The sequence below is a fragment of the Bradyrhizobium sp. genome (assembly GCF_016462955.1).
Lineage (GTDB): Bacteria > Pseudomonadota > Alphaproteobacteria > Rhizobiales > Xanthobacteraceae > Bradyrhizobium.
In genome coordinates this window covers 3,881-9,353 of the sequence record NZ_JAEMSD010000263.1, presented here as the reverse complement: position 1 = coordinate 9,353, position 5,473 = coordinate 3,881, and the positions used below count along the sequence as shown (strand labels likewise).

Here is a 5,473-nt window from a genome sequence, read left to right as displayed (position 1 = left end):
CCGCTGACCTCGCTCGGCATGGTCGAGACCATGAAGCGGGAAGGGCACACGGCGCTGGTGCACACCGCGGCCGCGTCCAATCTCGGCCAGATGCTCAACAAGATCTGCATCAAGGACGGCATTCCCCTCGTCAACATCGTCAGAAACAAGGAGCAGGCCGACATCCTGCACAAGATCGGCGCCAAATACGTGGTGGATTCGACTGCGCCGAGCTTCATGGACGACCTCACCAACGCGCTGGTCGAGACCGGCGCCACCATCGCCTTCGACGCGATCGGCGGTGGCAAGCTGGCGAGCCAGATCCTCACGGCCATGGAAATCGCGGCCAACAAAACCGCGAAGGAATACAGCCGCTACGGCTCCAACGTGTACAAGCAGGTCTACATCTACGGCAGTCTGGACAATCGTCCGACCGAATTGAACCGCTCGTTCGGCCTCAGCTGGGGCGTCGGCGGCTGGCTGCTGACGCCGTTCCTCCAGAAGATCGGCCCGGCCGAGATCGGCCGCCTGCGCCAGCGCGTGGCGTCGGAGCTGAAGACCACCTTCGCCAGCCACTACACCAGGGTCGTCTCGCTCGCCGAGGCGCTCGATCCCGCCAACATCGCGGTGTACGCCAAACGCGCCACCGGTGAAAAATTCCTGATCAACCCGAATAAATAAACCTGACTGCGACGGCAGGACACCGCAGGAAGGTCTTGCCTTCTGAGCCCAGCGGCGGATTATTCCGCCGCTGTTTGCAAAGCGGAAAACCGCAAGGGCTCAGAAGAGGACCTCCATGACCAATCTCAATCGCCGTCACCTGCTAGCAGGCGCCGCCGCCATGGGCGCGGCCGCCGTTACCGGGCTTCGCCCGACCGTTGCCAACGCCGCAACGCCGCAAGCGGGGACGCAGGCGCCGGGCTTCTACCGCTACAAGGTCGGCAGCTTCGAATGCACCTCGATCAACGACGGCGCGCGCACTTTCCCGATGCCGGAGAAGTTCGTCGCCAACATTCCGAAGGAAGAGGCGCTGGCGGCAGGTGAGGCGGCCTACATGCCGAAGGGGATGGTCACGGTGCCGTTCAATCCGCAGCTCATCAATACCGGTTCCAAGCTGGTGCTGATCGATACCGGCAACGGTGTTGCGAATCTCGAGGCGAGCAAGGGCGCGGTCGGCCGCACCATGCAGAACCTTCAGGCGGCCGGCGTCGACCCCAAGAACATCGACGTCGTACTGCTGTCGCATTTTCACGGCGACCACATCAACGGCGTTCGGCTTGCCGACGGCGCGCTGGCCTTCCCGAACGCGGAGGTCATGGTGCCGGGCAAGGAGTGGGAGTTCTGGACCAGCGAGGACAACGCCGCCAAGGCCGAGTCCAATCAGGGGCTGAAAGCCGCCTTCGCCAACGTGAAGAAAATTTTCGCCGGGCTGGAGTCCAAGGTGACGAAATACGAGTGGGGCAAGGAGGTCGTGCCCGGCATCACCTCGATTGCCACGCCCGGCCATACGCCCGGCCATACCTCGTTCGCGGTTGCATCCGGCGATGCCAAGGTGCTGATCCAGTCCGACGTCACCAACATCCCGGAATTCTTCCTGCGCAACCCCGACTGGCACGTGATGTTCGACATGGACGCGGCCACCGCGCAAGCGACGCGCCACAAGTTCTACGACATGGCGGCAGCGGAAAAGGCGACCGTGGTCGGCTTCCACTTCACCTTCCCAGCGGTCGGCCATGTCGCGAAGGACGGCGCCAAATATCGCCTGATCCCGTCGGCGTGGAACCCAACCATCTGATCTGGATGAGGCAGTGCGCGAAGGTCGGGCCGCTGATTGGCGGCCCGATTGTCTTGGGCGATCATCTGCTTTCGTGAAACGCTGCGTTTCCAAATCGAGCCGGTTCATGCACTTGCATCGAATGGTCCGGATCGCTTAAGTGCCGTCAGGCACTCCCCCTCGAGATCTAAGGACAGCCCATGGCCTACAACATCGTCGCGATCGCCGGCAGCCTGCGCAAGGAAAGCTTTTCGCTGAAGATCGCCAACGCGCTGGCCAAGCTCGCGCCCGGCTCGCTCCAGCTCGAGGTGATCACGCCGGCGGGCATCTCGTTCTTCAACCAGGACCTCGAGGGCGCGCCGCCCGCGGACTGGCTCGCCTTCCGCGAGAAGCTGCAGAAGTCGAACGGGGTGCTGTTCGTGACGCCCGAGTACAATCGCTCGATCCCCGGCGTCCTCAAGAACGCCATCGACGTTGCCTCGCGCCCCTACGGCAAGAGCTCGTTCCTCGGCAAGCCGGTCGGCATCGTCTCCAACTCGCCGGGCCCGCTCGGCGGCGTCAGCGCGGCCAAGCACCTGCAGACCATCCTGCCGGGCATTTCCGGACCGATCCTCCAGCAGCCGGAAATCTATCTCAACGGCGTCGGCGATGCCTTCGACGCGGCCGGCAACCTGACCAAGGACGCCCTCAAGACGGTGCTGCAGCAGTACATCGATGCGTTCGCCGCGCACGTGGCGAAGAATCAGGGCTGAGTTCGAACGACCCTGCGGCCATACAGCAGGTCTGCATCCCCAAAGGACAAGGCCGATCAATGATCGGCCTGTCCGATTCGAGCCCGGAAGCGGAGGCTAGCTTGCCATGCGCTGCCGCAGGCTTTGGTAGAAGGCCGTCTCGAAGTTCATGTAACCGATGAACGACGTTGCATCACCGAACGGGAGAATCTGGGTGGCCCAGAACCCGCCGAACCCGTTCTGCCGGTCGATCCAGTAGAACAGGTTGGCAAGGCCGGCCCAGCCAAGCGCGCCGGCGGGACGTCCTGTCGGGGCTTCCTCGTCGTTGATCATGAAGGTCAGTCCCCACGACTTGGACTGGCCCGGGAAGAACTCCGCGTCGTTGCATAGCGCGGGAATGACGCCGGTGATCGGTGTCACCTTCTTGTCGCCGAGATGGTTCTTCTCGGCCATGCGCACGGTTTCGGCCTTCAGCACGCGGCCGTGCTCGCCCATTCCGTCATTCAACCACATGCGGATGAAGCGCATGTAGTCGCCGACGGTGCCGTAGAGCCCGTGCCCGCCCATATGGACTTCGGGCTTGGCGGGCAGTTCGAAATCCATCGGTGTCAGCGAGCCGTCGGCGCCTCGCGCGTGGATGCCGGCAAGCCGCTGCCGCATCGGCTCGGTCAGTTCGAAGGTCATGTCCTTGATGCCGAGCGGCTCGAAGATGCGCGCCTTGAAGACGTCGCCGAGCCTTCGGTCCGCGATGGCTTCGACGATCTGGCCGCACCAATCGATGTTGGTTCCATAGTCCCACCGCTCGCCCGGATCGAACAGGAGCGGGGTCATCAGGCAGGCTTTGGTCGCGGTGATCACGCTCGGCTGCCCCTTTTCCTCGGCCAGCCGATTGTAGGTGCGGTTGATGAAGTCGTAGCTCAGCCCTGCGGAGTGAGTCATCAGCATGCGGGTGGTGATATCGCGCTTTGGCGGACGCAGGATCGGCTCGCCCCCGTCGTCAAAGCCGTCGATGACCTGGAGCTTGCCAAGCTCGGGTGCATAGCGCTGCGCAGGCGCGTCGAGATCGAGCTTGCCTTCCTCGACGAGTTGCAGGACCGCCGTACCGGTGATTGCCTTCGTCGTGGAGAAGATGGCGAAGATGCTGTCGGTCGTCATATCGGCTGCGGAATCGAGACGGCGCTTGCCGGCCGCGCCCTCGTAGATGTTGCGATGGCGGTCCGTCACCATCGCGACGACGCCCGGCACGCGCGGCGTCGAGGTAACGACGCCGTCGAGAACGGCGTCCGCCGTCGCGCCAAAATTCATGATCATGATCGTCCTCCCGTGTGGATTGGAATTATCTGGTCGAGGCGTTTCGCGCTCAGTTCATGGCGAAGCCCTGGTAGCCGCTCGCCGCGACCTCGTCGCATTTCTGGCGATAGGCACCGACGCCGCCGCAGTAGGAGAGAACGCGGCGCGGCTTGCCTTCGACGTTCGAGCCCAGGTACCAGGAATTGGTCTTTGCGATCAGCGTCGCGTTCGCGATCTCGTCGTGATGCGCCACCCAGCCGTCTTCCGCGTCCTTGGTCGGCTCGATCGCCTTCAGGTTCTTGGACCGCATGTACCTGATGCAGTTGTCGATCCATTCGACCTGCTGCTGCAGGCACGTCGTCATGTTGCACAGCGCAGCCGATGGCGCGAGCGGCACGGCGGTCGTGAACAGGTTGGGATAGCCGTGAACCTGCAGGCCCATCGTCGTCCGGATGTCCCTGGCCCAATCCTCTCTGAGCGATCGTCCGCCCCGTCCTCTGATGTCGATGCGCGTCAGGGCGCCTGTGCCGGCGTCGAAACCGGTTGCGAGGATGATGATATCGAGCTCATGGACCGTGCCGTCGGCGGTCTGGATGCCCGTCGGCGTCACGCGTTCGATCGGATTGTTCTTGACGCTGACGATCTCGACATTGGGCTGATGGAAAGTCTCGAGGAAGTTCTGCTCGAGCGGCACGCGGTGCGTCCCGAAACCATAGTCTGCGGGGATCAGGAGGTCGCACAGCTTCGGGTCCTTGAGCCGCTCACGCATCTTCTCACGGACGAATTCCGAGATTTCGGCGTTGACGGCCTCCTCGAAGAACAGCTCTGAGAAGGACGAGATCCACAGCTTCAGCGAGCCGTCATTCCAGCAATCCTCGATCACCTCGCGGCGTTTCTCGGGCGACAGGCCGGCCCACGCATGCTCGAAGTCATATTCGAAACCCGTGAAGGTGTGTGGCAATCGCTGCGTGAGGTGCTCGAACTTGGACTTGTAGGCCTGTGCGTCGGCCGCGCTGTATTTGGGATTCTTCATCGGGATGATGTATTGCGGTGTGCGGACGAAGACCTTGAGATGGCGGACATCGCCCGCGATCGTCTGGATGACCTGGATGCCGGTCGCCCCGTTGCCGATGACGCCGACGCGCTTGCCCGCGAGGTCGACCGGCTGCTTTGGCCAGCGCGCCGTATGGAATAACTGTCCCTTGAAGGTCTCCTGGCCCGGAAACGACACGTAGGGTGCCGAGAGCATGCCGCAGCAGGTGACCAGGAACTGGGTGTCGATCACATCGCCCTTGTCGGTCGTGACCAGCCAGCGCTGCGTTGCTTCGTTGAAATGGGCGCTTTTGACCGTTGTGCCGAACTGGATGTCCTTGCGAAGATCGAGACGGTCGGCGACGTAGTTGAGCCAACGCTCGATTTCCGGCTGGCCCGGGAATTTCTCGCTCCAGCTCCATCCCTTGTAGAGCTCCTCGGAGAACAGGTACTGGTAGATGTAGGCTTCCGAGTCGAAGCGCGCGCCGGGATAGCGGTTCCAGTACCATGTGCCGCCGACGCTGGACGCCGCGTCGATCGCCCTGACACTCAATCCCTGCTCGCGCAAGCGATAGAGTTGATAGAGCCCGGCAACGCCGGCTCCCACCACGAGCGCATCGAGCCTGGCCGTCGCACGCGCGGCGTTGCTTCCATTGGTCTTGCTTGC

Annotated in this window: 4 protein-coding genes and 1 pseudogene; 3 read left to right on the top strand and 2 right to left on the bottom strand. The window is 63.0% G+C overall.

Translation table 11 applies throughout. The features are described 5' to 3' along the window. The 3 genes and pseudogenes from JHD07_RS23760 to JHD07_RS23750 all read left to right on the top strand — a co-directional run. Positions 1–660: pseudogene (locus JHD07_RS23760) on the top strand (NADH oxidase); the annotation flags it as partial. A gap of 115 nt (positions 661–775) precedes the next feature. Then, positions 776–1,774 (top strand): MBL fold metallo-hydrolase, encoded by a 999-nt coding sequence (locus JHD07_RS23755; RefSeq protein WP_291626473.1) that lies wholly within the window; start codon positions 776–778, stop codon positions 1,772–1,774. Between the two features lie 179 nt (positions 1,775–1,953). Further along, complete coding sequence (locus JHD07_RS23750) at positions 1,954–2,505, top strand: NAD(P)H-dependent oxidoreductase (RefSeq protein ID WP_291626471.1); 552 nt, start codon at positions 1,954–1,956, stop codon at positions 2,503–2,505. Between the two features lie 96 nt (positions 2,506–2,601). Here the strand turns inward: JHD07_RS23750 and JHD07_RS23745 are convergent, their stop codons facing one another. Both JHD07_RS23745 and JHD07_RS23740 read right to left on the bottom strand, forming a co-directional pair. Continuing rightward, positions 2,602–3,795, bottom strand: coding sequence for a serine hydrolase domain-containing protein (locus JHD07_RS23745; protein WP_291626470.1), 1,194 nt, complete (start codon positions 3,793–3,795; stop codon positions 2,602–2,604). A gap of 49 nt (positions 3,796–3,844) precedes the next feature. Then, positions 3,845–5,473, bottom strand: a 1,629-nt coding sequence (locus JHD07_RS23740; RefSeq protein WP_366865088.1) for an NAD(P)/FAD-dependent oxidoreductase, incomplete at its 5' end; no start/stop codon positions are given.